This window comes from Xanthomonas sp. NCPPB 1638, assembly GCF_041475635.2.
Taxonomy (GTDB): domain Bacteria; phylum Pseudomonadota; class Gammaproteobacteria; order Xanthomonadales; family Xanthomonadaceae; genus Xanthomonas; species Xanthomonas cucurbitae.
In genome coordinates, this window is sequence record NZ_CM192984.1 from 1,278,377 (window position 1) to 1,304,934 (window position 26,558).

Consider the following 26,558-nt stretch of genomic DNA (forward strand, 5'->3'; position numbering starts at 1 on the left):
CCATGAACGCAGCCATCCAGCTCCATCCCAACACGGCCGATCTGAACGACGAGCAGCAGGCCTTCCGCGCCGCCGCACGCGACTTTGCCGACAAGGAACTGGCGCCGCACGCCGCGCGATGGGACGCGGAAGGGCACTTCCCGCGCGAGGCCATCGCCAAGGCCGCAGACCTCGGCTTCTGCGGTTTGTATACCGACGAGGGCGTGGGTGGCCTGGGCCTGCGCCGGCTGGATGCGGCCGTGGTGTTCGAGGAGCTCGCCACGGTGGATCCCTCCACCTCGGCCTTCATCAGCATCCACAACATGGCCACCTGGCTGATCGCCAGCTATGGCAGCGATGCGGTGCGCGCGCAGTGGGGCCAGGTGATGACCAGCGGCGCCAAGCTGGGCTCGTACTGCCTGACCGAACCGGGCAGTGGCTCGGACGCGGCATCGCTGAAGACCCGCGCGCAGCGCGATGGCGACAGCTACGTGCTCAACGGCAGCAAGGCCTTCATTTCCGGCGCGGGCGCTACCGATGTGCTGGTGGTGATGGCGCGCACCGGCGAAGACGGCGCGCGCGGCATCAGCGCCTTCGTGGTGCCGGCCGACGCGCCCGGCATCGGCTACGGCCGCAAGGAAGAGAAGATGGGCTGGAACAGCCAGCCCACGCGCGGGGTGACCTTCGCCGATGTGCGCATTCCGGCGGGCAACCTGCTCGGCCGGGAGGGAGAAGGCTTCAAGATCGCGATGAAGGCGCTGGATGGCGGCCGCATCAATATCGCCGCCTGTTCGCTGGGTGCCGCGCAGGGCGCGCTGGATGCCGCGCGCCGCTACATGGGCGAGCGACGCCAGTTCGGCAAGAAACTGGCCGATTTCCAGGCGCTACAGTTCAAGCTGGCCGACATGGCCACGCAACTGGTGGCCGCGCGGCAGATGGTGCATACCGCCGCACGCAAACTCGACGCCGGCAGTCGCGACGCCACGGTGTGGTGCGCGATGGCCAAGCGCTTTGCCACCGATGCCGGTTTTTCCATCTGTGACGAGGCACTGCAGATTCATGGCGGGTATGGCTATATCCGCGAATATCCAATCGAGCGATTGTTGCGCGACAGCCGCGTGCATCGCATCCTGGAAGGCACCAACGAAGTGATGCGCATGATCGTGGCGCGTCATCTGCTCAACGGCGAGGAGGAATTGCGATGAGCGAATGGGAAGGACGTGTACATACCGGCCTGCAGGTCGAACGCGATGGCCACGTGGCCATCGTCACGCTGAGCAACCCGCCGGCCAACACCTGGGCCGTGCAGAGCCTGGCCGCCTTGCGCGACCTGGTACATGCCCTGGATGCCGACCGCAGCGTCTATGCGTTGGTTATCACCGGCGAAGGCGAGAAGTTCTTCAGTGCCGGTGCCGACCTCAAGCAGTTCGCTAGTAGCGACCCGGCCGTGGCGCGCGAGGCCGCGCGTCGCTTCGGCGAAGCCTTCGAGGCATTGAGTGCGTTCCGCGGCGTGTCGATCGCCGCCATCAACGGGTATGCCATGGGTGGCGGACTGGAATGCGCGCTGGCCTGTGATCTGCGCATCGCCGAACAGCACGCGCAGCTCGCCTTGCCGGAAGCCAGCGTGGGCCTGCTGCCGTGTGCCGGTGGCACCCAGAACCTGCCGCGGCTGGTTGGCGAGGGCTGGGCCAAGCGCATGATCCTGCTCGGCGAGCGCATCGAAGCCGCCACCGCGCAGCGCATCGGGCTGGTGGAAGAGGTCGTCGGCCAGGGCGAGTCACGCGCGCTGGCGATCGCCTGGGCGCAACGTGCCGGCAAGCAGAGTCCGGTCAGTGTCGCCGCTTGCAAGCGGTTGGTGCAGGCCACCCGCAACGGGACCCATGCCGCAGCCCTGGTGGCCGAGCGCGAGGCCTTCGTGGACTTGTTCGAGCAGGCCGACCAGGCCGAGGGCGTGGCGGCATTCCTGGAAAAACGCGCGCCGCGCTGGAGCGCGCGCTGATGCCGCAGGCCAGCACGCGCGAGGATGCGCCGGTGCTGTTGGAGCAGCGCGACTGCGCCGATGGGCACCGCATCGGCATTGCCACCTTGAATGCGCCAAAGACCCTCAATGGGCTGTCGCTGGAGATGACGCGGCTGCTGGATGCGCAGTTGCGGGCCTGGGCCGACGACGCGCAGATGGCCTGCGTGGTGCTGCGTGGCGCCGGCGACAAGGCCTTGTGTGCCGGTGGCGATCTGCATGGTCTCTACCAGAGCATGCGCGCGCATCGCGACGCGGTGCCCGAACCTGCGCGGCGGCGCGCCAGGCCGCAGGACAACGTGCATGCGGCCACTTTCTTCGAAGAAGAATATCGGCTGGATTACCGTATCCACACCTATCCCAAGCCGGTGCTGTGCTGGGGCCATGGCATCGTGATGGGCGGCGGCATCGGGCTGATGTCCGGCGCCAGCCATCGCGTGGTCACCGAGCGCTCGCGCCTGGCCATGCCCGAGATCAGCGTGGGCCTGTTTCCGGATGTAGGCGGCAGCTGGCTGCTGCGCCGCGTGCCGCAGGGCGCCGGCCTGTTCCTGGCATTGACCGGCGCTGTGCTCAATGCCAGCGATGCCATCCACGCCGGGCTGGCCGACGTGCAGCTGGAACATGCGCAGTACCCGGCGGTGCTCGATGCCCTGAGCGCGCATGCATGGAGCGGCGATGCGCAGGAGGATCGCACGCAACTGGCTGCGTTCCTGCAAGGCATTGCACAGCCGCTGCAACCCGGCCCGCTGCAGTTGCATGCGGACTTGATCGCACAGTTGGTGTCCGGCGACACGCTGGAACAGGTCGTTGCGGCCATCGATGCCCTGCAAAGCGAAGATGCCTGGTTGCAGGCCGCGCGCATCACGCTGGCCGCCGGTGCGCCCGGTTCGGTACGCCTGGCCTGGGAGCTGCAACGCCATCCCGGCACCGCCACGCTGGCCGAGACGTTTCGTACTGAATACGTGGTTGCGCTGCATGCCGCCGCGCACGGCGATTTTGCCGAAGGCATTCGCGCCCTGCTGATCGACAAGGACCGCCAGCCACAGTGGCAACCGGCGTCGCTGGCCCAGGCCGATGCGGCGTGGGCTGCGGGATTCTTCGATGCCCCCTGGCCGGCGGAGCAACATCCGCTGGCCGATCTGGGCACGTGCTAGGCGTGGCGATGCGCGGTGGCGTGCAGGCCGGCGCGACGGCGTGATACAGCGATTCTGCATGCCTGCGGCCATGCGTTCATTGCAGGCCAGGGCATGATCCGTTTGTTTTGAAGCATGCTCCAACCTGGAGAGCCACACGATGAGCAAGATCGCCTTTATCGGCCTGGGCAACATGGGTGGCCCGATGGCCGCCAACCTGGTCAAGGCCGGGCACCAGGTGCGCGTGTTCGACCTGGTGTCCGCCGCGCTGGACGCCGCTGCGGCCGCCGGTGCGCAGGTGGCCGGCTCGGCGCACGACACCCTGGCCGAGGCCGAGATCGTCATCTCGATGTTGCCGGCCAGCCGCCATGTGGAAGGCCTGTACCTGGGCGATGGCGGCCTCCTGGCGCAGATCCCGGACGGCGCGCTGGTCATCGACTGCAGCACCATCGCACCGGTGTCCGCGCGCAAGCTGGCCGACGCCGCGCGCGCGCGCGGGTTGGCGATGCTGGACGCGCCGGTGTCCGGCGGCACCGCTGGTGCGGTGGCCGGCACGCTGACCTTCATCGTCGGTGGTGCTGCCGATGCACTGGAGCGCGCGCGCGGTGTGCTGCTGGTGATGGGTAAGAACATCTTTCACGTTGGCGACAACGGTGCCGGCCAGGTCGCCAAGCTGTGCAACAACATGGCGTTGGGCGTCATCATGGCGGCCACTGGCGAAGCGCTGGCGCTGGGCGTGGCGCAAGGCCTGGATCCAACCGTGCTGTCGCAAATGATGGCGGTCAGTACCGGCCGCAGTTGGGCCACCGAGGTCTGCAACCCCTGGCCGGGCGTGCTACCCAACGCGCCGGCTTCGCGCGGCTACAGCGGCGGCTTCGGCAATGATCTGATGCTCAAGGATCTGGGGCTGGTGGCCGAATCGGCGGTGCAGGCCGGGGTCTCGATCCCGCTGGGTGAGCTGGCGCGCAACCTGTATGCGATGAATAGTCAGGCGGGTAACGGCGCGCTGGATTTTTCCAGTGTGGTCAAGCTGGTCGCCAAGGTTTGAGAGCGGCTTATAAAACCACGACGCCCACCGCCAGGTGGGCGTCGTCGGCGTTGTCACTCGCCTCCGTCGTGCAGGTGATCGAACGGGGGGCGTAGGGGGCAGAGCGATGATCTGCGGCTTGGCTGCGAGGCCCTTGCCCGCCTACCGTCGCGGGACACGCCGCAAGTACATCCCTGTAGGCGCTTATGCGGCATCCATGCCGCATAAGGTCCCGCGACGCTAGGCGGGCAAGTACCGGTCGAGATGGTCGGTATGCATGCTTGCAAGCAGTGCATTCAGCGTTGCCGTCTGACGAAGCGCGGTCTGGTTAGTCTCGCCTCATTCGAGCACTTTCACTGCCAAGACGACATCACTCCACGCGCCCATGAAGGCAGTGGGGTCAGTACCTGTTGCCATTGCTACGGTGGTCGAGTGCCTTTGTTAGCCGCTTCAAGGTGCTACCCGGCCAGTGCAATGGCGCCGCGCTCACGTGATGTGATTTCATCACGCACAGGTGTAATAGTCTCCGCATGCCCACGCGCCTACTGTGTGTGCGCACTGCATGAGGCCGCACAGCATGGGACACGACCACAACCACGCCCCCAGCGAGATCCGCCACGAAACGCCGTTGTGGTGGGCGCTTGGTCTGACGGCTACCTTCCTGGTGGCCGAAGTCATCGGTGCCTTCGTGTCCAACAGCCTGGCGTTGCTGTCGGATGCGGCGCACATGGCCACCGACACGCTCGGCTTGATGATCGCGTTGCTCGCAGTGCGCCTGAGCCGGCGTCCAGCGGATGCGCGTCGCACCTATGGCTATGTGCGGCTGGAAGCGCTGGGTGCGCTGGCCAATGGCGCGCTGCTGTTTGGCGTGGGCGCCTACATCCTGTGGGAAGCCGCACAACGCTTTCGCGCGCCGCAGGACATTTCCTCCAACGGCATGCTGCTGATCGCCGGGTTGGGCCTGGTGATTAATCTGGTCGCGATGAAGCTGCTGCATGCCGGTAGCGGCGAAAGCCTCAACGTCAAGGGCGCCTACCTGGAAGTGTGGAGCGACATGCTGGGGTCGGTGGCGGTCATCATCGGCGCCTTGCTGATCCGCTGGACCGGCTGGCAGTGGATCGATCCGGTATTGGCCGTGCTGATCGGCCTGTGGGTGCTGCCACGCACCTGGGTGCTGCTGCGCGAAGCGATCAATGTGCTGCTGGAAGGCGTGCCCAAGGGCATCGACCTGGCCCAGGTGCGGCAGGTACTGGCCAGCCATCCGGGCGTTGAGGACGTGCACGATCTGCATGTCTGGGCACTGGCCTCCAGCACGCCCGCGCTTACCGCGCATGTGGTGGTCGGTGAACGTGCCGATCGGGACCAGTTGCGCGATGCGCTCGCCACGTTGTTGCATGTGCGTTTCGACATCGACCACGTCACCTTGCAGGTGGAGGGCGGCGACTGCGGTACTCCGCCGTGCGGCGCGCCCAGGTCCGCGCAGGCGGGCGAGGGGCACGATCATCCTCGTCACGCGCATGCCGGGCATCGCCACCCGCACTGACGTCCGGCATGTGCGTCCCTGAGCGCTGTGCCGTCCAGGCCGGCGGCGGTCCAGTCGGGCCTTGCGTGCCGCGCCGGAGTGCGCGGCACAGGCCATACCCGGTCGGTGCACAGAAAAAGCCGGGCCGCCTGCCGTCACGCTTGCGGCAGGCGATCATTCGACGCGCGGACCGGGCCGGGGTTCAGGCCACCGGCGCGCGCAACACCGGCGAGTCCCAACCCGGGCGCGGCGCAAAACGCTCGCCGTAGCGGGCATGCAGCGCCTGCAGGCGGGCCAGCAGCGCATCGGCGCCAACGGTGCGGATGTGCTGGATCGGGCCGCCGCGGAACGGGGCGAAGCCGGTGCCGAAGATCACGCCGGCGTCGAGCAGGTCCGCATCGGCCACCACCCCGTCATGCAGGCAAGCCACCGCTTCGTTGAGCAGTGGCAGGACCAGGCGGTCTTCCAGATCGGCCGGCACTTCGTAGCCGCTGGCCACCTCTGGTTTGACTGCGCGTCCGTTCTCCCACTTGTACAACCCCTGTCCATCCTTCTTGCCGCGCTTGCCGGGGTCCACGGTCGCCAGTGCGGCTGGAATCGGCAGGTGCAGGAACGGCGCCAGCTCGGCGCCGACGCCTGCGGCCACATCCAGGCCCACGGTGTCGATCAGCTCGATCGGCCCCATCGGCATGCCGAACGTGACCGCGGTCTTGTCCAGCACCGGTCCCGGAATGCCGTCGGCATAGGCAGTGGCCGCTTCCAGCAGGTACGGAAACAGCACGCGGTTGACCAGGAAGCCGGGAGTGCCGGCCACCGGCACCGGCAACTTGTCCAGCGCCTTGCAGAACGCCGCCAGGCGCGCCACGTTGGCCGGATCCAGCCCATCGTGCTGCACGATCTCCACCAGCGGCATCATCGCCACCGGGTTGAAGTAGTGCAGGCCGGCGAACTGGGCCGGGCGCAACAGCTGGCCGCGCAACTCGGTCAGCGGGATCGACGAGGTGTTGGTGGTCAGCACCGCATCGGGCTTGAGCTGCGGTTCGATCGATTGGTAGAGCGCGCGCTTGGCCTGCGGATTCTCGATGATCGCCTCGATCACCAGGTCCGCCTGCGCCACCCCGGCACCGGCCAGATCACCCCGTAGGCGTGCAGCCACCGCCGGGCGTTTGGTCTCGTCCTTGACCCGCTTGGCGAACAGCTCGCCGCCACGGCCCAGCGCGGTGTCGATGAAGCGCTGCTCGCGATCCTGCAGGGTGACCTCGAAGCCCTTGTAGGCCGCCCATGCCGCGATATCGCCGCCCATCACCCCGGCGCCGATCACATGCACATGGCGAATCGGTGCCGCCGCGCCTTCCGCGTCCCTGCCGCCCAGCGCCTTCAGCCGCTCGGTGAGGAAGAAGATGCGGATCAGGTTGCGTGCGGCCGGGGTGCTGGCGAGCTTGACCACCGCCTTGCGTTCGGCGGCCAGGCGCGCCTGGATGCCGCCGCCACCGGCGCGTTCCCACACGTCGATCAAGGCGTATGGCGCCGGGTAATGCGCCTTGCGCGCCTTGCGCGCGACCTGCTTGCGCAGTTGCGGGGCCAGCAGCTTGCGCGCCAGCAGGATGTTGGTGGCCCAGGCGGTGGCACGTTGCTTGAGCGAACGCGTGGTGCCGGCCAGTGCCAGGGCAGCGGCCACATCGACCAGCACCGGGGGTGCGGCGACCTTGTCCACTAGACCCAGGGCACGCGCGGCCTTGGCCGACACGCTGCGGCCGGTCAGCATCAGGTCCATCGCCGCCGGTGCGCCGATCAGGCGCGGCAAGCGGGCGCTGCCGCCCCAGCCGGGGAAGATGCCGAGCTTGGTTTCCGGCAGGCCGATGCGGGTGCTGCCGTCGTCGGAGGCCACCCGGTAGCGGCAGGCCAGCGCGATCTCGGTGCCGCCGCCCATGCAGAAGCCGTGGATGGCCGCCACCGTGGGGCAGGGCAGTTCGGCCAGCTTCTGGAACACCTGCTGGCCGCGATGGATCGCGTCGTTGACCGTGCCCTTGCGGTCGAAGTCCTGGAATTCCTTGAGGTCGGCCCCGGCAATGAAGCCGTTGGCCTTGGCCGAGCGCAGCACCACGCCCTTGGGCGGGTCCAGTGCCAGCCGTTCCACCAGTGCGCCCAGCTCGAGCAGCACCTCCTGCGAAAATGCGTTGACCGCTGCGCCCTGGCGATCAAGGCTGAGCACGAGCACGCCGTCCTCGCGCAGGTCGGCCTGCCAGTGGCTGAATCGTAGCCCGTCGAAACCTGGAAGCATGCGGTTGGCCGTCCGGCGATAGTGAGGAAAGGCCGTTATCATCCAGAGGTTGTTTCCTTCACGTCAAATGCCCATACCTGTCGACAGGGGCGGCACGTGCCTCGGCGGGGCGTCGCTGGCGACGCATCGGTACCACTACCCGGATGCGTGACGCGCGGACGGATCGGTATGAACTTTCCTCTTCAATCGCGGTCTCATTGCCCGACTTCGGTGGGCTGACAGGAGTGCGGCCCACCATGGCCGAAGTCGATACACCTCAGGAGCTGGACCTGGAACTGGTCCGGCGCGTGCAGCGCGGCGAGAGCGCGGCGTTCGATGGGCTGGTGCGCAAGTACCAGCACAGGATCGTCGCCTTGATCGGGCGCTACATCGCCGACTGGAGCGAATGCCAGGATGTGGCCCAGGACACGTTTGTGCGCGCGTACCGCGCGATCAACAGTTTCCGCGGCGACTCGCAGTTCTATACATGGTTGCACCGCATTGCCGTCAACACCGCCAAGAACCATCTGGTTGCGCACAACCGCCGGCCGCCCACCGACGACATCGAGATCAGCGATGCCGAGCAGTTCGATGGGGCCACCCGGTTGCGCGACACCGATACCCCGGAGCGTGAACTGATGCGACAGGAGCTGGAACAAACGGTGATGCGCGCGGTCCAAGCCCTGCCGGAAGAACTCCGGTTGGCCATCACTCTGCGCGAGGTGGAAGGCCTGAGTTACGAAGACATCGCGCGAAAGATGGATTGCCCGATCGGAACGGTGCGCTCGCGCATCTTCCGAGCGCGCGAGGCCATCGACATCGAGCTGCGGCCTCTGCTGGAGACCGAAAGCGCTACCCGTGAGCGACACCGCGTATGAGCCATCACCCCGATATGTCCACCACCGATAAGTTCGACCGCCACTACCGGCAGCAGTTGTCCGCGCTGGTGGATGGCGAGCTGAGCGCGGACGAATCGCGCTTCCTGTTGCGCCGGCTGGCCCACGACGACGAACTCGCCGGCTGCCACGAACGTTGGCAGCTGTGCGGCGATGTGTTGCGCGGCGCGGCCAATGCGCCGGCACCGCTGGATTTCGCCGCGCGCGTGCGCAGCGCGATTGCCGATGAGCCTGCCCCTCTGCCACAGCCGGCGCCGCGCGCGGCCGCACGCTGGCGGTGGGGCGGCGGCGCGGCGATTGCCGCGTCGGTCGCGGCGATCGCCATGTTCATGGCGCGCGAGCGCTTGCCGGAACCGGCTCCGACGGTGACCGAGGTGCCGGTGTATGCCACTGCGGCGCAGCTGCCTGCCGCCGTGCAACCGCCGGTCGCGCCAAAGGCGCCGGCAACGCCCGCCCCGGCCAATCCTGGCGACGGTGGCGCGCTTGTTGCCGCCGTCCCGGCCGCTGCGCTGGCCTCCACGCGCCGCAGCGGCGCCACCCGCAACCAGCAGGTGGCGCGCGGTGTGGCCGCGCGCCAGCAGCAGGCGCCGGCGCAGAGGATGGCTGCTGCCACCCCGGCTGCGGCGAACCCGGCGTTATCGTCCAACCCGTTCACGCACCCGGATACCACCTTGCAGGCGCGTCCCTGGCCGCGCGCGGCACTGTCCGGCGCTGGCGACAGCCCGCTCAACGCCAGTTTCAGCCAGAGCCGCCAGGGCCAGGCGTTCTATCCGTTCGAACCAGCGCCGCAGGCGGTCCGGACTGCGCAACCCAGCCTGCCGCCGTCGGCGCAGGGCCTGCAGCACTGACCCGGCGGCCGATCTTCATCCATTCGGCGCCCTCCCTCCCATTATCTTGTCGGACCCGTGTCGCTGCACGGGTTCCGGTTCCTGTCGCCCTGCCATCGGAGGCAACTCGATGAATCACCGCATGCGTACCCAGATGTTTGGCCTGATCGCCATGACTTTGCCGCTGGCAGCCTGTGCCCAGCAGACGCCGCCGTCGGCACCGGCCAAGGCCAGTGCGCCGATCGCCGCCAACCGCAGCACCACCCCGGCGCCACAGTTGGTGGCGGGCTTGCCGGACTTCACCAACCTGGTCGAGCAGGTCGGCCCGGGCGTGGTCAATATCGAAACCACCATTACCCGCAAGGATGCGATGGCGCGGCAGCAGCGCAGCGGCCCGGGTGGCCGTGGCGGCGGGGCGATGCCCGACGACGAGCAGATGCCGGAATTCTTCAAGCGCTTTTTCGGCCCGGATTTCCAGATGCCGGGCGGCCCACGTCGGGGGCCGGGTGGTGGCGATGACGATGGCGGCATCGCTGGCAAGTCGATGGGATCGGGCTTCATCATTTCCGCCGACGGCTATGTGCTGACCAATCACCATGTGGTCGATGGCGCCAGCGAAGTCACCGTCAAGCTGACCGACCGTCGTGAGTTCAAGGCCAAGGTGGTGGGCAGCGACGCGCAGTACGACGTGGCGCTGCTGAAGATCGAGGCCAAGGGCCTGCCGACCGTGCGCCTGGGCGATTCCAACACGCTCAAGCCGGGCCAGTGGGTGGTGGCGATCGGCTCGCCGTTCGGCCTGGACCACTCGGTCACTGCCGGCATCGTCAGTGCCACCGGCCGCAGCAATCCGTATGCGGACCAGCGCTACGTGCCCTTCATCCAGACCGACGTGGCGATCAACCAGGGCAACTCCGGCGGCCCGCTGCTCAATACCCGCGGTGAAGTGGTCGGCATCAATTCGCAGATCTTCTCCGCCTCCGGCGGCTACATGGGGATCAGCTTCGCGATCCCGATCGACCTGGCCTTCGGCGCCGCCGAGCAGATCAAGGCGACCGGGCGCGTGAGTCGCGGCATGCTGGGGGTGCAGGTTGGCGCGATCGATGCGTTGAAGGCACAGGGCCTGGGGCTGCCGGATACGCGTGGTGCGCTGGTCAACGACATACCTGCCGGTAGCCCGGCTGCCAAGGCCGGGGTCGAGGTGGGTGATGTGATCCGTGCGGTCAATGGCAAGCCGATCGAGGCCTCCAGCGATCTGCCGCCGATGATCGGCCTGCTGGCACCAGGCACCAAGGTCGTCCTGGACGTGCTGCGCGACGGCAAGCCGCGCCAGGTCAGCGTCACCCTGGCGCCGTTGCAGGATGGCAGCGAAGACGCCGCACCGCGCACCGCCGCCGCCGATGCCACGCCGGAGGCCCCGGCCAGCGTGGCCTTGCTCGGCCTGCAGGTGGCCGACCTGACGGCCGCCGAGCGCAGCCGCCTGGGCCTTGCGGCGGGCGAGGGCGTGCGGATCGCGGCAGTCACCGGCGCCGCCGCGCGCAGCACCCAGCCGCCGCTGTCGCCGGGCCTGGTCATCGCCCGCGTCGCCCGCACCAAGGTGGGCAGCGTCGCCGACCTCAACCGCGCGCTGTCCAGCTACAAGAAGGGCGACGTGGTCATGCTGCTGGTCACCGACGGCACGGCGACCAGCTATGTGGCCCTGAAGGCCGGCGGCTAAGGGAGGGAATGGAGAATCGGGAATCGGGAATCGGGAATGGGCAAGAGCAAGAGCAAGAGCGGGTCCGCGAGGCGATGGCTCGTCTTGCTTTTCCGATTCCCCACTCCCGATTCCCAATTCCCGGCCCCAAGAGGGAATGGAGAATCGGGAATCGGGAATGGGCAAGAGCAAGAGCAAGAGCGGGTCCGCGAGGCGATGGCTCGTCTTGCTTTTCCGATTCCCCACTCCCGATTCCCGATTCCCCGGCCCCAACGGGGCTGGCCGTGCGATAATGCTGCGTTACCCTGACGACGGCTGCGCCGGCGCCCACCTCAATGTCCTCTGATTCAATGCGGAACATCCGCAATTTCTCCATCATTGCCCACGTCGACCACGGTAAATCGACCCTGGCCGACCGGATCATCCAGTTGTGTGGCGGCCTGCAGGCGCGCGAGATGGAGGCCCAGGTGCTGGACTCCAACCCGATCGAGCGCGAGCGCGGCATCACCATCAAGGCGCAGTCGGTGTCCCTGCCGTATACCGCCAAGGACGGGCAGACCTACCACCTGAACTTCATCGACACCCCCGGGCATGTGGACTTCTCCTATGAAGTCAGCCGCTCGCTGGCTGCCTGCGAAGGCGCGCTGCTGGTGGTGGATGCGGCGCAGGGCGTGGAAGCGCAGTCGGTGGCCAACTGCTACACGGCAGTGGAGCAGGGCCTGGAAGTGGTGCCGGTGCTCAACAAGATCGACCTGCCCACCGCCGACGTCGACCGCGCCAAGGCCGAGATCGAAGCGGTGATCGGCATCGATGCCGAAGACGCGGTGGCGGTCAGCGCCAAGACCGGCCTGAACATCGATCTGGTGCTGGAAGCCATCGTGCAGCGCATTCCGCCGCCGACCCCGCGCGATACCGATAAATTGCAGGCGCTCATCATCGATTCCTGGTTCGACAACTACCTGGGCGTGGTCTCTCTGGTGCGCGTGATGCAGGGCCAGATCAAGCCAGGCAGCAAGATCCTGGTGATGTCCACCGGCCGCACGCATCTGGTGGACAAGGTCGGCGTGTTCACGCCCAAGCGCAAGGAGCTGGCGGCCCTGGGCGCCGGCGAAGTGGGCTGGATCAATGCCTCGATCAAGGACGTGCACGGTGCGCCGGTCGGCGACACCCTGACCCTGGCCGGCGACCCCGCCCCGCATGCCTTGCCCGGCTTCCAGGAAATGCAGCCGCGCGTGTTCGCCGGCCTGTTTCCGGTCGATGCCGAGGACTACCCGGACCTGCGCGAGGCGCTGGACAAGCTGCGCCTGAACGATGCGGCGCTGCGCTTCGAGCCGGAAAGCTCCGAGGCGATGGGCTTCGGCTTCCGCTGCGGCTTTTTGGGCATGCTGCACATGGAGATCGTGCAGGAGCGGCTGGAGCGCGAGTACAACCTGGATCTCATCAGCACCGCGCCGACCGTGGTGTACGAAGTGCTCAAGACCGATGGCTCGGTCATCAACATGGACAACCCGGCCAAGTTGCCGCAGTTGAACCTGGTGGAGGAGATCCGCGAGCCGATCATCCGCGCCAACGTGCTGACGCCCGAAGAATACATCGGCAACATCATCAAGCTGTGCGAGGAAAAGCGCGGCACCCAGATCGGCATCAACTACCTGGGGAGCCAGGTGCAGATCAGCTACGAGCTGCCGATGGCCGAGGTGGTGCTGGATTTCTTCGACAAGCTCAAGTCGGTCAGCCGTGGCTATGCCTCGCTGGATTACCACTTCGTGCGGTTCGATGCCGGCCCGTTCGTGCGCGTGGACGTGCTGATCAACGGCGACAAGGTCGATGCGCTGTCGCTGATCGTGCACCGCAGCCACGCCGACCGGCGCGGCCGCGAGCTGTGCGAAAAGATGAAGGAGCTGATCCCGCGGCAGATGTTCGACGTGGCGATCCAGGCGGCGATCGGCTCGCAGATCATCTCGCGCTCCACGGTCAAGGCGATGCGCAAGAACGTGCTGGCCAAGTGCTATGGTGGCGACGTCTCGCGCAAGAAAAAGCTGCTGGAAAAGCAGAAGGAAGGCAAGAAGCGCATGAAGCAGGTCGGCCGCGTGGAGATTCCGCAGGAGGCCTTCCTGGCTGTCCTGCAGATGGATAAGTAGCTGGGAATGGTAAATCGGGAATCGGGAATCGCAAGAGCGCGAGCGCTCCTGCTGTTCCGATTCCCCATTCTCGATTCTCGATTCCCTTTCCGAAGGAACACCAATGAAATGGTTTGAAATCATCCTGGTTGTGCTGACCCTGGGCAGCGGCTTCATCTGGCTGCTGGACAAGCTGTTCCTGGCCAAGCGCCGGGCCGCACGGGCCGGGTTGCTGGACAGCGAGCCGGCCATCATCGACTACTCGCGCGCCTTCTTCCCGGTGCTGGCGGTGGTGTTGATCCTGCGCAGCTTCGTGGCCGAGCCGTACAAGATTCCGTCCAGCTCGATGATGCCCAACCTGCTGATCGGCGATTTCATCCTGGTCAACAAGTTCGCCTACGGCTTCCGCCTGCCGATCACCAATACCAAGTTCATCCCCACCGGCGAGCCCAAGCGCGGCGACGTGGTGGTGTTCAAGCCGCCGCATGCGCCGGACCAGAACTGGATCAAGCGCGTGGTGGGCCTGCCCGGCGACAGGATCGGTTTCCACGGCGACACGCTGTACATCAACGACAAGCCCATGCGCTACACGGTCAAGGGCGAGTACATCGGCAAGGGCAAGGGCGCCGAAATGACCGGCACCTCGCTGCTGGTGGAAGACCTGCCCGGTCGCACGCATACCGTGCTGGAGTGGGTGGGCCGCAACATGCCGGCCGGCCAGGGCGACTGGACGGTGCCGGCAGACAGCTATTTCGTGATGGGGGACAATCGCGACAATAGCGAAGACAGCCGGTTCTGGACCCAGACGCACTTCCTGCCGGAAGCCAATCTGCGCGGCAAGGCGTTCCTGATCTGGCTCAATTGCGAAGGGTGGTTCTGCAAGGGGAGTTTCGATCCATCGCGGATCGGGACCGGAATCCAGTAAATGCACGCACGGCGTGCCAGGGGAAGCACAATGAAGCGCAAGCAGAGCGGTATGACGTTGACCTCGTTCGTGGTGGTGCTGGCGGTGGTCGGGTTCGGCCTGTATATCGGGATGAAGCTGTTTCCGATGTACCAGGAGTACTACTCCGTGCGCACCGCGATGAAGGGCTTGGCCAACGAGCCGGGGAGTGCCAACATGGACCCGTCCAAGTTACAGGATCTGTTCTTTCGTCGGCTGTATATCAACTACTCGGAAAACGTCAAGAAAGAGGACGTCAAGTTCGAGCGGATCGATGGCGGCTGGCGGATGAAGGTCAACTACGAAGTGCGTCGCGAGCTGATCGGTAATCTGGATATCGTGGGCAAGTTCGACACGTCCGAGGACATGAAAGGGCGCAGTGTCGAATAGAACCTTCCAGCGCGGTGATCCGATCGGGCATGCGTTCGCCGATCCGGGTCTGCTCGCCCAGGCGCTGCGCCATCGCAGCGCCGGAACGCCGCACAACGAGCGGTTGGAGTTCCTCGGCGACGGGATCGTCAACCTGCTGATCGCCGAGGCGCTGTACCAGCGCTGGCCCAAGGCCGACGAAGGCGCACTGACCCGCGCACGCGCCGAGCTGGTACGCGAAGGTGCGCTGGCGGTGATCGGCCGCACGCTCAACCTGGGCGAACGGCTGACCCTGGGGCCGGGCGAACTCAAATCCGGCGGCCATCGCCGCGATTCCATCCTGGCCGATGCGGTCGAGGCGATCGTCGCGGCCATCTACCTGGACTGCGGCTTCGAGCGCTGCCGGGCAGTGGTGTTGCCGTGGTTCGAGCCCTCGCTGGCGGCATTGCCGGTCGGCAAGGCGGAAAAAGATCCCAAGACCCGGCTGCAGGAATGGTTGCAGGCACGGCAGCTGCCATTGCCCACCTACGCCCTGCTCAGCGAAAGCGGCGACGAGCACGCCAAGCAGTTCCATGTGGCCTGCATCCTGGAGCAGCCCTTCGCGCGTGCCGAAGGCCAGGGCACCTCGCGCCGTCTTGCCGAACAACAGGCGGCGGCCACCGTCATCGCACAATTGGATGTCAATACGTGAGCGAAACCACTCCCCACCGTAGCGGCAGCGTTGCCGTGATCGGCCGGCCGAATGTCGGCAAATCCACCTTGACCAATGCCCTGGTGGGCGCCAAGGTCAGCATCGTCTCCAACCGGCCGCAGACCACGCGCCACCGCTTGCTGGGCATCGCCACCTTCCCGGAAGGCCAGCTGATGCTGGTCGACACGCCCGGGCTGCATCGCGAGCAGAAGCGCGCGATGAACCGGGTGATGAACCGTGCCGCGCGCGGCTCGCTCGAAGGTGTGGATGCGGCCGTGCTGGTGATCGAGGCCGGCCGCTGGGACGAAGAGGACACCCTGGCTTTCCGCGTGCTCAGCGATGCCAACGTGCCGGTCGTGCTGGTGGTCAACAAGGTGGACCGGCTCAAGGACAAGACCGCGCTGTTCCCGTTCCTGGCCCAGGTCAGCGAAGGGCGCACCTTCGCGGCGGTGCATCCGGTCTCCGCGCTCAAGCGCAAGGGGCTGGAAGCCTTGGTGAGCGATCTGCTCAAGCTGGTGCCCGAAGCCGAGGCGATGTTCGGCGAGGACGAAATCACCGACCGCAGCCAGCGTTTCCTGGCCGGCGAGCTGGTCCGCGAGCAGCTGATGCGTCAGCTCGGCGAAGAATTGCCGTATGCCACCACGGTGGAGATCGAACGGTTTGCCGAAGACGGCGCGCTGCTGCGCATTGGTGCGGTGATCTGGGTCGAGCGCGAAGGCCAGAAGGCCATCGTGATCGGCAAGGGCGGCACCCGCCTGAAGGACATCGGCGGCAAGGCGCGCCTGCAGATGGAGCGGCTGTTCGGTGCCAAGGTGTTCCTGGAAACCTGGGTGCGCGTGCGCGAAGGCTGGTCGGACGACGAGGCGGCGTTGAAGGCGTTCGGCTACGAATGAGGCCGGGACCGGGGACCCGGGACCCGGGACCCGGGAAGAGCGCTGGAGCGTTCATCCGAAGCAAGCGGAAAACGGCGCTGTGGTGCGCCTTTGGTGCTGACCGCATGGCGCTTGGATTTGGCGGCGACGGCGGCGTGCATTTTCGGCGACGTGGCGAGCAGCTGCTTGCCCTGGCTTTTCCCAAGTCCCGGCTCCTCCTCGCATGCTGATCGAACACGAGCCCGGCTTCGTATTGCATGTGCGGGCCTGGCGCGAAACCAGCTTGCTGGTGGAGGTGCTGACCGAACAGCACGGGCGGGTGGGACTGCTGGCGCGTGGTGTGCACGGGCCGCGCAAGCAGGCGTTGCGGGCGGCATTGCAGCCGTTGCAGTTGATCCAGTTCAGTGCCGTGCAACGCGGCGAGCTCGCACAGTTGCGCCAGGCCGAGGCGCTGGATACCGCGCCGCGTCTGGTCGGCGAACGCATGCTGGCCGGTTTCTATATGTGCGAACTGCTGCTGCGCCTTGCGCCACGCAATGATGCGGTGCCGGAGTTGTACGCGTGCTATGCGCAGGCGCGCGCGCATCTGGCCTCCGAACTGCCACTGGCCTGGGGGTTGCGCCGGTTCGAGCGCGACGTGCTGGAGGGGCTGGGGTTCGGCTTCGATCTGCAACACGACAGTGATGGCCAGCCGATCGACCCGGCTGCGCGGTATCGGCTCGATGCCCAGGACGGCGCCATGCGTGTGCTGAGCGAACGCCTGGCGCAGGACCGGCGCGAAACCGTTACCGGTGCGGGGTTGCTGGCCCTGGGGGAAGACCGCATGCCGGCCGCCGAGGACATGCCCGGCCTGCGGCGCAGCATGCGCCGCGTGCTGCTGCAGCATTTGAACGGGCGCGGCCTGAAATCCTGGGAAATGCTCGAGGATCTGGCGCGCCATCGCTGAGCGCCCGCGCGGCGTGGCTCAGCGCAGCAAGGCCGTCACCGCCGCGTGGAACTGGGTCTGTGCGGTGCGCGACCGCGGGTCGCCGCGCAGCAGGCGCACGGCGCCGGCCAGGCGGGCGGCGCCGACAAAGCCGCAGCTGGCCTGCAGGCGGTGCAGGTGGTCACGCAAGGCCTGCCCGTCGCTGATCTTCAGGGCCGAGTCCACCGCATCACGGGTGCCAGGTAGCTCGGCCAGGAACAACTCGCGCAAGGCATTGAGGTGGTGCTGCTGACCGTTGAGCGCACTCAGTGCGGCCGTCTCGTCCCAATCGTGGGTGGCGATATCCAGCACTCCCGCCGGTGCCACGCTGTAGCGGCCGCGCGACAGCCCGCGGCGTACGGCTTGCAACAGGCGTTCGGTGGACAGCGGCTTGACCAGCATTTCCAGGAATCCTTCCGATTGCAGGTCGCGCTGCATGTCCGCATTGCCGTCGGCGGTATGCGCCAACGCGGGCACGTCCGGATGCAGCAGGCGCAATGCGCGCAGCAGGCCACCGCCGGTGCCGTCGGGAAGGTTGACATCGATCAGCCACAGATCGTGACGGCGCTCGCGGGCGCGGTCCAGCGCCGATGCCAATGAATCGGCCCAGTCGACCAGGGCCGGCAGGCTTTCCAGCGCGGCTTGCAGGAAGCCACGGCTGATCGGGTCGTCTTCCACCAACAGCAGGCGTGGATGGGGTTCTTGACGGGTTGCAATATTCATGCTGCCTCCTTGCCAGCGATGCCGCGTCCTGACCTGCCGCGCGTTGGCGAAGTGTGCCTGTGTTTGTGGGGCGCCACAATTGCCGCGCTGCCCGGCGAGGCCGGCGTCGATCGCATCTGCGACAATACGCACCCTTTTTGCCCGCAGCCTGTCGCCACGTGGCCAGAACCCGCAATCGCCTAGACCGTACTCCTTTCCAGACCGCCATCACCGATCTCAGCCACGACGGCCGCGGAGTGGCCCGTCGCGACGGCGAGGGCGGCAAGGTGACCTTCATCAGCGGCGCCTTGCCGGGCGAACAGGTACGTGCCGAACCCACCGCGCGCAGCCGCCATTTCGACGAAGCCAAAACGATCGAAGTGCTGGAGGCCTCACCGCAGCGGGTGGCTCCGCGTTGCCCGCACTTCGGCGTCTGCGCCGGTTGCGTGCTGCAGCACCTGGAACAATCGCAGCAGATCCTCGCCAAGCAGCGCGTGCTGACCGACAACCTCGAACGGATCGGGCATGTCACCCCGCAGACCGTGTTGCCTGCCCTGGTGGGTGACAGCTGGGGCTACCGGCGCAAGGGGCGTTTCTCGGTGAGGCGGGTGGAGAAGAAGGACAAGACCCTGGTCGGCTTCCGCGAGCTGGACCCGCGTTTCGTGGCCGACCTGTCGGTGTGCTACACGGTGATTCCGCAGATCGGCGAGAAGATCCCGTTGCTGGCGGCGCTGATCGAAGGCATGGACGGCAAGCGCGACATCCCACAGATCGAATTCATCGCTGGCGACGAAGCGGTGGCGCTGACCATCCGTCACATGCAGCCGCTCAGCGAGCGCGATCAGCAGGCCTGGGTGGAATTTGCCCAGACGCACGGCTTTGCCATCTTCCTGCAGCCCGGCGGCGTGGACAGCGTGCACCCGCTGTGGCCGCGCGAGGTGCCGCTGGCATTCCGCCTGCCGCAATGGGATGTCGAGCTGGCGTTCCGGCCGCTGGACTTCATCCAGGTCAATGCCTCGCTCAACCAGAAGATGATCGCGCATGCGCTGGCGCTGCTCGATGCCAGCGCTGACGATCGTGTGCTGGATTTGTTCTGCGGCCTGGGTAACTTCACCCTGCCGCTGGCACGCACAGTGCGCGAGGTGGTAGGCGTGGAAGGCGATGCCGGGCTGGTAGCGCGCGCCAAGGAAAACGCCGAGCGCAATGGCCTGGCCAACGCGCAGTTCTACGCCGCCGACCTCACCCAGGACCAACGCAATGCGCCATGGATGAAGCAGGGCTTCGACAAGCTGCTGCTCGATCCGCCGCGTTCCGGCGCACTGGAAGTGCTGCAACAGCTGCCATTGAAGCGCTTCCAGCGCATCGTCTACGTCAGCTGCCACCCCGGTTCACTGGCGCGCGATGCCGGCTATCTGGTCAACGAACAGGGCTTCACGCTGGTGTCGGCGGGGGCGATGGACATGTTCCCGCACACCGCGCATGTGGAAAGTATTGCGGTGTTTGAGAAGCGGTGAATCGGGAATAGGGAATAGGGAATCGTAACGGCGGACGGCTTATGCTTTCCCGATTCCCGATTCCCGATTCCCATGCCTCTCGAAATCGAACGCAAGTTTCTCGTAACCGGCGATGGGTGGCGTGCTGCCGCGCATGCGGTGATCCCGATGGCGCAGGGCTACATCAATGACCAGGCGGCGTTGCGTAGCGGGGCGCAGAATGCGTCGGTACGGGTCCGGGTGCAGGGCGAGAGCGCGTTCTTGAATCTGAAGTCGCGCGAGGTGGGGCATACCCGGCAGGAGTTCGAGTACCCGATTCCCGTTGCCGATGCGCGCGCGCTGCTGGACCTGTGTGTCGGCGGGCTGATCGACAAGCGCCGGCATCTGGTCCAGTACCAGGGCCATATGTGGGAAGTGGACGAATTTCTCGGCGACAATGCCGGGCTGGTGGTGGCCGAGATCGAGCTCGCCAGTGCCGATGAAGCCTTTGCCAAGCCCGAGTGGATCGGCGCGGAAGTGACCGACGACACGCGTTACTACAATCTGGCGCTGGCATCGCATCCGTTCAAGCAGTGGCGGGAGTCGGGATTGGGGATTGGGGATTGGTAAAGGAGCAAGGGTGATGCGTCGGCCCTGGACGATGCGTTGCCAATCCCCAATCCCCAATCCCCAATCCGCGTGTTGGGGCTTATGCTCTGCCAATCCCCACTGCCAAATCCCCAATCCCCGCTTATGCGCATCGATATCTGGTCCGACGTGGTCTGCCCCTGGTGCTGGATCGGCAAACGCCGTTTCGAACAGGCCATTGCCGCGCTTGGCGACAAGGCGCCGGCGCTGGACATTCATTACCACGCGTTCGAGCTGGACCCGGAGGCCGGCACAGATCCGGTGCCGTTGCGCGATGCCCTGGCACGCAAGTTCGGCGGTGCCGCACGCGTAGATCAGATGCTTGCGCAGACCCAGGCCACGGCGCGCGCCGAGGGCCTGCCATTGGATTTTGGCCGCGGCCAGGTGCAGGTCAATACCCTGCGTGCGCATCGGCTGCTGTGGCTGGCCACCCACGAAGGCGATGTGGGTGCGGTGATGGAAGCCCTGTTCCATGCGCATTTCGCCGAAGGCCGCAACGTTGCGGCGACGCAGACGCTGGTGAATGCCGGTGAGGCCGGCGGTCTGGCGGCTGCGCGGGTGCAGGCAATGCTGGACTCCGACGAAGGCACGGTGGAAGTGCAGGCGCAGTTGGCACAGGCCAGCGCACTGGGCATCCGGGCAGTGCCCAGTTTCGTGATCGACGGACGCAGCCTGATCCAGGGGGCGCAGCCGCCGGAGAGTTTTGCGCAGGCGCTGTTGCAGCTGGCCGCCGAATCGGTGCCTGTCGGTGGCGCCGACGCCTGCGGGCCGGATGGCTGCGCGGTCTGACCTGCCGATGGCAGCACGTCTGTGCAAGGTGTTGATCCGATGATGTCGCCATGCCGCCCAACGCGCGTGGCGATCATTGGTGCCGGCCTGGCGGGGCTGGCCTGCGCCGATGCACTGCAGAGAGTTGGCCTTCGCGTAACGGTGTACGAAAGCGCCGACACAGTTGGCGGACGCCTGCATACCTGCACCGGACAGGGCTGGCAGTGCGACGACGGCGCGCAGTACTTCACCGCGCGCGATCCGGGTTTTGCGGCCGTGGTGGATGCATGGATCGCTGCCGGCATCGCCGCGCGCTGGCCGGCACGGGTCGCCAGTTGGGATGGCGCCACGCTGCGCCACTCGCAACGCGCATTGGCGCGGTTTGTGGGGACTCCCACGATGGACGCACCCGCACGCGCGCTGGCAGCCGGCCTGGAGGTGCGCACGCGGACGAGTGTCCATGCGATCGAGCGCAGCAGCGCGGGATGGGTGGTCAACCTCGGTGCTGCGACTGCAGCGGCAACACAGATGGTCGATGCGGTGCTGCTGGCAGTGCCGGCTCCCGATGCGGCCAGGTTGCTGGCCGAGCGCGCACCTGCGCTGTTGCGCGTTGCCCGCAGCGCGCAGATGTTGCCGGCCTGGGCCGTCGTGTTGCGGTTTGCTGCGCCCATCGATCCGGGCTACGACGCCTTGTTCGTCAACGCCGGCCCGGTGCGCTGGGTGGCGCGCGATTCCAGCAAACCCGCACGCGCCGGTGCCGAGACCTGGTTGCTGCATGCCACGGCGACGTGGAGCCAGGTGCATGGCGATGCCACGCCCGCGCAGGTGATCGCCAGCCTGTTGCCCGAACTGGCGGCGCTGGGCCTGCCGCCACCGCTGGCCTGCGACGCGTATCGCTGGGTGGCGGCCAGTACTGATCCGCCATTGCAGGCCGGCTCTGTCTGGGATGCCAGCCTCGGGCTCGGCCTGTGTGGCGACTGGCTGGCGGGTGGGAAGGTCGAAGGCGCCTGGCGCAGCGGAACTGCCCTGGCACGCGAGGTGGCCGGCGTCACGGTAACAGGCGTCAAGCCGCAGTGATGGGATGGCGTGCCGCCGCGTCGGTAGCGATGCAGCACTGCCTGCAATGCACGCGCGTGGTCGCATCGCCCGGCATGCTTTCGACAACGCTGCACACGCTGCACACGCTGCTGCGCGCTACGCAATCCGCAGTGCCCGCCACGGCTGTGCTGGGCCGACGTTGGTGATGCCGCCCGAAACCCATTCGACTGATAGCACGGCGCAAACGCCTGCCCACACCTTGCGCCTGATCCTGGGCGATCAGCTCAATCCGCAGCACAGCTGGTTCGCCACGCATGACCCTGGCGTGGTCCATGTGCTGATGGAGGTGCGCGCCGAAACCGACTACGTGCTGCACCATGCGCAGAAGATCCTGGCGATCTTCGCCGCGATGCGTGCGTTTGCCGCCGCGCTGCGACAGGCTGGCCACCGCGTGCGGTACGTGGCAATCGACGCCGCCAGCAACCGGCAGTCGATTCCGGCCAACCTTGGCGCACTGATGGCGCATTACCGCGCGCAGCAACTGGAATATCAGGCCCCGGACGAATGGCGGCTGGACGAGGCCTTGCAGCAGTGGCGTGCCACGCAGGCGTTCGTCACGCGCATGGTCGATAGCGAGCATTTCCTGACCACGCGTGACGAGGTGGCTGCGTGCTTCCGCGCGGGTAGCCAATGGCGCATGGAAGTGTTCTATCGGCAGATGCGCAGGCGCCATCGCATCCTGCTCGATGCCGCCGGGCAACCGGAAGGCGGGCGCTGGAACTTCGATCACGACAATCGCGCGCCGTGGCCAGGCGATCCGCTGGCGCCGCAAGACTGGCGCAGCGCACACGATCACAGCCAGTTATGGCGCAGCATCGAAGCGGCAGGCGTCCGCAGTTTCGGCGCACCCAGTGCCGACGCGTTGCCGTGGCCACTGGATCGCGCCGAAGCGTTGCAGCACCTGGAGGCCTTCATCGAACGCGCCTTGCCGGATTTCGGCCGCTACGAAGATGCGATGAGCACGCGTAGCCCGCGGCTGTTCCATTCGCTGCTGTCGTTCGCGCTCAACGTCAAGATGCTGCACCCGGCCGAAGTCATCGCGCGCGCGCAAGCTGCCTGGCGGCAGGGGCGGGCACCGCTGGCCTCGGTGGAAGGCTTCATCCGGCAGATCCTGGGCTGGCGCGAATACGTGCGCGGCGTGTACTGGTCACAGATGCCTGAGTACGCGCAGACCAATCACCTGGATCAGCACCTGCCGTTGCCGCACTGGTTCTGGGATGGGCAGATCGGCATGCGCTGCCTGGCCGATGCGGTGGGCAATTCGCTGGCCAACGCGCATGCGCACCACATCCAGCGGCTGATGGTGATCGGCAATTTTGCGCTGCTGGCGGGGCTGGATCCGCAGGCGCTGCATCGTTGGTACCTGGGGGTCTATATCGACGCCTTCGAGTGGGTGGAGCTGCCCAATACGGTGGGGATGAGCCAGTTCGCCGATGGCGGCCTGCTCGGCAGCAAGCCGTATATCAGCGGCGCGGCCTATATCGACCGCATGAGCGATTACTGCGGCGGCTGCCGCTACCAGCGCAAGGTGCGGGTCGGTGCACGGGCCTGCCCGTACAACGCCTTGTATTGGGATTTTCTGCAGCGGCAACGTTCGTTGCTGGGGAATAACGAACGCTTGGCGATGCCGTACCGGCAGCTCGACCGCATGGCGCCCGAGGTGCTGGAAGGCATCCAGGCCCAGGCGGCGCATTGGCGGGCACAGCTGGAAGTGCTCTGAAACCGGGGCGAGGCCGAGACCGGCGCGGCGACCCGGCGGTCAGGACGCCATGCAGCGTGGCTGCCCGCCAGCCTACCGATCCAACGCCTGCCTGAATGCGCAATCTGACGCTGCAACGCGCATCTGCGACAATGCCGCGCTGCGCCCTCGTGGCGCCTGGCCCGGGAGTCCCCCAACATGCTTTTGATCGGCGTTGCCGGTACCGAACTCAGCGCACAGGAACGCGACTGGCTGCAGCACGATGCGGTCGCCGGGGTGGTGCTGTTCAAGCGCAACTTCGCCTCGCGCGCGCAGGTGGCCGAGTTGTCCGCCTCCATCCGCGCCGCCGCGCCGCGCCCGGTGTTGATCTGCGTGGACCAGGAAGGCGGCCGTGTGCAGCGCTTTCGCGAAGGCTTCAGCGCGTTGGCGCCGTTGCAGAGCTTCGGCACCCAGTACCAGCAGGATCCGGAGGGCGCGCTTGCCGCGGCCCGCGCGCATGCACAGCTGATGGCCAGCGAAGTCCGCGCCAGCGGCGTGGACCTGAGTTTTGCACCGGTGGTGGACCTGGGCCGCGGCAATCGCGCCATCGGCGATCGCGCCTTCAGCGACGATCCGCAGGTCGTGGCCACCTTCACCCGCGCCTATGTGCAGGCCCTGCATGGCGCCGGCATGGCGGCCACGCTCAAGCATTTTCCCGGCCATGGCACGGTGCTGGAAGATACCCATGTGGATCACGCCAGCGACCCGCGTCCGCTTGAGGTGCTGCAGGCCGAAGACCTGTTGCCGTTCGTGGCGGGCATCGAGGCCGGCGCCGACGCGGTGATGATGGCGCACGTGGTCTACCCGCAGGTGGCGCCCGAACCGGCCGGCTATTCGTCGCGCTGGATCGAGCAGATCCTGCGCGGGCAACTGGGCTTTCGCGGCGTGGTGTTCTCCGACGACATCGGCATGGCCGCCTCGTTCAGCGCCGGCGGTGTGGCCGGGCGCGTGCATGCGCATCTGGATGCCGGCTGCGATGTGGTGCTGGTCTGCCATCCGGAACTGGTTCCCGAGTCGCTGCAGGCCGTGCAGGGCCGCCACCTCAATACCGCCGCGCTGATCGGCCTGATCGGGCGCGGTGCGCTCGGCTGGGACGGCTTGCTGGCCGGCACCGACGCTTCCTTCAACACTCCTTCTGCCCCTTCCGGAACACTTGCCTGATGTCCACGCTCACCATTTCCCAGGCCCTGGCCCAAGCCGACCTGCTGGTCGATCGCCCCGCCATCGACGCGGCCGTCTCCACCATCGCCGACGCCATCGCGCGCGACTATGCCGGCGAAGTGCCGGTGTACCTCACCATCATGCACGGCGCGCTGCCGTTTTCCGGCCAGCTGGCGCTGGAGCTGGGCGCGCGGGGTCAGGACCTGCAGTTCGATTACCTGCACGCCACCCGTTACCGCGGCGAAACCGTCGGCGGCGAGCTGGTGTGGAAGCACCGCCCGGCCACGGCATTGTTCGGTCGCCGGGTGATCCTGGTCGACGACATCCTCGATGAGGGCTACACGCTGCAGAGCGTGCGCCAGTGGTGCCTGGAGCAGGGCGCCACCGATGTGCGCGTGGCGGTGCTGACCGTCAAGCGTCACGACCGCTGCGTGCCTGGCGTGACCGCCGACTACGTGGGCGTGGAAGTGCCCGACCGCTACGTATTCGGCTTCGGCATGGACGTCAACGAGCAGCTGCGCGGCATCCCTGCCATCTATGCGATGAAGCAGTAACTCCACGCCCGTTTCGTAGCAGAGGTCGTCCATGTCCCCCAATTCCATTGCACTGGCCGTCATTGGCGGCACCGGTGTCTACAAGCTTGCGCAGCTCGACGACGTGCAGACGCATGAACTCGACACCCCGTACGGCGCACCGTCCGGGCCGATCCGTGTCGGCAGGTTGCTCGGCCATCGCGTGGCGTTCCTGGCCCGGCATGGCGAAGGGCATTCGCTGCCGCCGCACAAGGTCAACTACCGCGCAAACATCGCTGCATTGCAGCAAATCGGCGCCTCGCGCGTGCTGGCGCTCAATACCGTCGGCGGCATCACCGAGCAGTTCGGACCGCGCGTGCTGGCATGCCCGGACCAGCTGATCGACTACACCTCGGGCCGCATTTCCACGTTCTGTGAAGAGCCGGGGAGCGAGGTGCAGCATGTGGATTTCGGCCACCCGTATTCGCCGCTGTTCCGCAGCAAGGTAATCGCTGCCGCCAAGGTGACCGGCGTCACGCTGGTTGCCGGCGGATGCTACGGCGCAACCCAGGGGCCGCGTCTGGAAACGGTTGCAGAGGTTGCCCGCATGCGCCGCGACGGCTGCGATCTGGTTGGCATGACCGGCATGCCGGAGGCAGGGCTGGCGCGCGAAAAGGGCCTGGAATACGCGTGTCTGGCGATCGTGGCCAACTGGGCTGCCGGCTGCGGCGATGCCCAGGAGATCACCATGGCCGAGGTATTGTCCAATGTGGAAGCGGCCTCGTCGGGCATGCCGGAACTGATTGGCGAACTTGCGCGTGGGTGATTGTCATCGGGGCATAAGCTTTGCATACTCGGCGGCGTACGCACCGCCGTACATCACCCATTAATTATTGCAAAGGTCTCGCATCACCATGCCTAACGGTACCGTCAAGTGGTTCAACGACGCCAAGGGATTTGGCTTCATCTCACCGGAGGACGGCAGCGCCGATGTCTTCGCGCACTTCTCCGCGATCAACTCCAAGGGCTTCCGCAGCCTGCAGGAAGGCCAGGCCGTCAGTTATGACGTGACCCAGGGCCCCAAGGGCGCCCAGGCTTCGAACATCACGCCGGTCGAGTAACCCCACTCGATTGTGCGCTTGAAGA

At 66.7% G+C, this 26,558-nt stretch carries 25 protein-coding genes; 23 read left to right on the forward strand and 2 right to left on the reverse strand.

Going from position 1 to position 26,558, the window contains the following annotated elements; translation table 11 throughout:
* Positions 1 to 2: 2 nt before the first annotated feature.
* From ACCQ13_RS05505 to ACCQ13_RS05525, 5 genes are all read left to right on the forward strand, one after another.
* Positions 3 to 1,184, forward strand: coding sequence for an acyl-CoA dehydrogenase family protein (locus ACCQ13_RS05505; RefSeq protein ID WP_104602098.1), 1,182 nt, complete (start codon positions 3 to 5; stop codon positions 1,182 to 1,184).
* Positions 1,181 to 1,978, forward strand: coding sequence for an enoyl-CoA hydratase (locus ACCQ13_RS05510; protein WP_159406793.1), 798 nt, complete (start codon positions 1,181 to 1,183; stop codon positions 1,976 to 1,978). The genes ACCQ13_RS05505 and ACCQ13_RS05510 overlap by 4 nt, the downstream gene beginning before the upstream one ends.
* Positions 1,963 to 3,150, forward strand: a complete 1,188-nt coding sequence (locus ACCQ13_RS05515; RefSeq protein WP_208800634.1) for an enoyl-CoA hydratase/isomerase family protein — start codon at positions 1,963 to 1,965, stop codon at positions 3,148 to 3,150. The genes ACCQ13_RS05510 and ACCQ13_RS05515 overlap by 16 nt, the downstream gene beginning before the upstream one ends.
* A gap of 124 nt (positions 3,151 to 3,274) precedes the next feature.
* Positions 3,275 to 4,177, forward strand: coding sequence for a 3-hydroxyisobutyrate dehydrogenase (gene mmsB / locus ACCQ13_RS05520; protein ID WP_208800636.1), 903 nt, complete (start codon positions 3,275 to 3,277; stop codon positions 4,175 to 4,177).
* A gap of 556 nt (positions 4,178 to 4,733) precedes the next feature.
* Positions 4,734 to 5,699: a cation diffusion facilitator family transporter gene (locus ACCQ13_RS05525; RefSeq protein WP_159406795.1), complete on the forward strand. Its 966-nt coding sequence runs from the start codon at positions 4,734 to 4,736 to the stop codon at positions 5,697 to 5,699.
* Between the two features lie 181 nt (positions 5,700 to 5,880).
* Here the strand turns inward: ACCQ13_RS05525 and ACCQ13_RS05530 are convergent, their stop codons facing one another.
* Entirely contained in the window at positions 5,881 to 7,959 is a 2,079-nt protein-coding gene (locus tag ACCQ13_RS05530) for a 3-hydroxyacyl-CoA dehydrogenase NAD-binding domain-containing protein (protein WP_159406796.1), read from the reverse strand.
* 236 nt (positions 7,960 to 8,195) lie between these two features.
* Here ACCQ13_RS05530 and rpoE point away from each other — a divergent pair, with 236 nt between their 5' ends.
* From rpoE to recO, 9 genes are all read left to right on the forward strand, one after another.
* Positions 8,196 to 8,816 (forward strand): RNA polymerase sigma factor RpoE, encoded by a 621-nt coding sequence (gene rpoE, locus ACCQ13_RS05535; protein WP_104602092.1) that lies wholly within the window; start codon positions 8,196 to 8,198, stop codon positions 8,814 to 8,816.
* A complete protein-coding gene (locus ACCQ13_RS05540) occupies positions 8,813 to 9,682 on the forward strand; it encodes a sigma-E factor negative regulatory protein (RefSeq protein WP_159406798.1) in 870 nt (289 codons plus the stop codon). The genes rpoE and ACCQ13_RS05540 overlap by 4 nt, the downstream gene beginning before the upstream one ends.
* 109 nt (positions 9,683 to 9,791) lie before the next feature.
* Positions 9,792 to 11,375, forward strand: coding sequence for a DegQ family serine endoprotease (locus tag ACCQ13_RS05545; RefSeq protein WP_104602090.1), 1,584 nt, complete (start codon positions 9,792 to 9,794; stop codon positions 11,373 to 11,375).
* 329 nt (positions 11,376 to 11,704) lie between these two features.
* Positions 11,705 to 13,495: a translation elongation factor 4 gene (gene lepA, locus ACCQ13_RS05550; RefSeq protein ID WP_167526996.1), complete on the forward strand. Its 1,791-nt coding sequence runs from the start codon at positions 11,705 to 11,707 to the stop codon at positions 13,493 to 13,495.
* 103 nt (positions 13,496 to 13,598) lie between these two features.
* Entirely contained in the window at positions 13,599 to 14,399 is an 801-nt protein-coding gene (gene lepB, locus ACCQ13_RS05555; RefSeq protein ID WP_159406800.1) for a signal peptidase I, read from the forward strand.
* A complete protein-coding gene (locus tag ACCQ13_RS05560) occupies positions 14,400 to 14,807 on the forward strand; it encodes a DUF4845 domain-containing protein (RefSeq protein ID WP_104602086.1) in 408 nt (135 codons plus the stop codon).
* Positions 14,797 to 15,477 carry a ribonuclease III gene (rnc, locus tag ACCQ13_RS05565; protein ID WP_159406801.1) on the forward strand — a complete coding sequence of 227 codons (681 nt, stop codon included), beginning with the start codon at positions 14,797 to 14,799 and terminating at the stop codon, positions 15,475 to 15,477. Before ACCQ13_RS05560 ends, rnc begins: the two co-directional genes overlap by 11 nt.
* A complete protein-coding gene (gene era, locus ACCQ13_RS05570; protein ID WP_104602084.1) occupies positions 15,474 to 16,370 on the forward strand; it encodes a GTPase Era in 897 nt (298 codons plus the stop codon). The genes rnc and era overlap by 4 nt, the downstream gene beginning before the upstream one ends.
* 202 nt (positions 16,371 to 16,572) lie before the next feature.
* The gene (gene recO, locus ACCQ13_RS05575) at positions 16,573 to 17,295 is read left to right on the forward strand and encodes a DNA repair protein RecO (protein WP_104602083.1); all 723 of its coding nucleotides are present in this window, start codon (positions 16,573 to 16,575) and stop codon (positions 17,293 to 17,295) included.
* Positions 17,296 to 17,313: 18 nt separating this feature from the next.
* Here the strand turns inward: recO and ACCQ13_RS05580 are convergent, their stop codons facing one another.
* A complete protein-coding gene (locus tag ACCQ13_RS05580; RefSeq protein ID WP_159406802.1) occupies positions 17,314 to 18,036 on the reverse strand; it encodes a response regulator in 723 nt (240 codons plus the stop codon).
* 158 nt (positions 18,037 to 18,194) lie between these two features.
* On the opposite strand from ACCQ13_RS05580, the gene rlmD reads away from it, so the two are divergent.
* The 9 genes from rlmD to ACCQ13_RS05625 all read left to right on the forward strand — a co-directional run bounded on the left by rlmD (position 18,195) and on the right by ACCQ13_RS05625 (position 26,533).
* Positions 18,195 to 19,529, forward strand: coding sequence for a 23S rRNA (uracil(1939)-C(5))-methyltransferase RlmD (gene rlmD / locus ACCQ13_RS05585; protein WP_104602081.1), 1,335 nt, complete (start codon positions 18,195 to 18,197; stop codon positions 19,527 to 19,529).
* Between the two features lie 72 nt (positions 19,530 to 19,601).
* Entirely contained in the window at positions 19,602 to 20,117 is a 516-nt protein-coding gene (locus tag ACCQ13_RS05590) for a CYTH domain-containing protein (RefSeq protein WP_159406803.1), read from the forward strand.
* Between the two features lie 123 nt (positions 20,118 to 20,240).
* Entirely contained in the window at positions 20,241 to 20,924 is a 684-nt protein-coding gene (locus tag ACCQ13_RS05595) for a DsbA family oxidoreductase (protein WP_104602079.1), read from the forward strand.
* A 39-nt stretch (positions 20,925 to 20,963) separates the two neighbouring features.
* On the forward strand, positions 20,964 to 21,980 hold the full coding sequence (locus ACCQ13_RS05600; protein WP_223214408.1) for an NAD(P)/FAD-dependent oxidoreductase: 1,017 nt from the start codon (positions 20,964 to 20,966) through the stop codon (positions 21,978 to 21,980).
* A gap of 166 nt (positions 21,981 to 22,146) precedes the next feature.
* Positions 22,147 to 23,721, forward strand: a complete 1,575-nt coding sequence (locus tag ACCQ13_RS05605) for a cryptochrome/photolyase family protein (RefSeq protein WP_104602210.1) — start codon at positions 22,147 to 22,149, stop codon at positions 23,719 to 23,721.
* A 177-nt stretch (positions 23,722 to 23,898) separates the two neighbouring features.
* The gene (gene nagZ / locus ACCQ13_RS05610; RefSeq protein ID WP_104602078.1) at positions 23,899 to 24,900 is read left to right on the forward strand and encodes a beta-N-acetylhexosaminidase; all 1,002 of its coding nucleotides are present in this window, start codon (positions 23,899 to 23,901) and stop codon (positions 24,898 to 24,900) included.
* A complete protein-coding gene (locus tag ACCQ13_RS05615) occupies positions 24,900 to 25,454 on the forward strand; it encodes a hypoxanthine-guanine phosphoribosyltransferase (RefSeq protein ID WP_104602077.1) in 555 nt (184 codons plus the stop codon). Before nagZ ends, ACCQ13_RS05615 begins: the two co-directional genes overlap by 1 nt.
* Positions 25,455 to 25,485: 31 nt before the next feature.
* Entirely contained in the window at positions 25,486 to 26,238 is a 753-nt protein-coding gene (locus ACCQ13_RS05620; protein WP_104602076.1) for an S-methyl-5'-thioinosine phosphorylase, read from the forward strand.
* Between the two features lie 88 nt (positions 26,239 to 26,326).
* The gene (locus ACCQ13_RS05625) at positions 26,327 to 26,533 is read left to right on the forward strand and encodes a cold-shock protein (protein ID WP_104602075.1); all 207 of its coding nucleotides are present in this window, start codon (positions 26,327 to 26,329) and stop codon (positions 26,531 to 26,533) included.
* Positions 26,534 to 26,558: the final 25 nt, after the last annotated feature.